This is a genomic window from Corallococcus praedator, assembly GCF_003612125.1.
GTDB lineage: Bacteria > Myxococcota > Myxococcia > Myxococcales > Myxococcaceae > Corallococcus > Corallococcus praedator.
In genome coordinates this window covers 1-413 of record NZ_RAWI01001231.1, presented here as the reverse complement: position 1 = coordinate 413, position 413 = coordinate 1, and the positions used below count along the sequence as shown (strand labels likewise).

General features: G+C 65.1%; 1 protein-coding gene. It reads left to right on the top strand.

Annotation, left to right across the window (positions count from 1 at the left end):
• On the top strand, nt 1-413 hold a 413-nt coding region (locus D7Y13_RS46580), incomplete at both ends, for a hypothetical protein (RefSeq protein ID WP_208734709.1).

Below are 413 nucleotides of genomic sequence, written 5' to 3'. Positions count from 1 at the left end.
GCTTGGAGCACGCGCGAATGGCGGCGGCTGCTGCATCCCGCGCCGGTCGTCGGCTTGCTGCTGACTGCCGGGATTTTTGCGGCTTGGGCCGTCCCGTATTTCCGGGCGCCAGAGACGAAGCAAGCTGCGGAAGTCTGGAAACGGCAGGGGATCGAACGTTTCACCGAGAGTGAATTCAACGCCGAGAACTACTTCACCAATTTGCCGCGAGCGCTGGCGGATCAGCTGCCGTGGGTGTTGCTCGCGCCGGTGCTCGTGTTGGCCGTGCGACGGAAGACCGCCGGTGATTTGACCGCCGTGATGCGCGGCGCGGCGTTCGCGGTCGGCGGCGCTTTTGTACTGGTCTTGCTGATCCCGGGAACGTTGCCGCGGTACGTGTTGCCGCTGGGTGGACCTTTTGCGGTGCTCCTGGC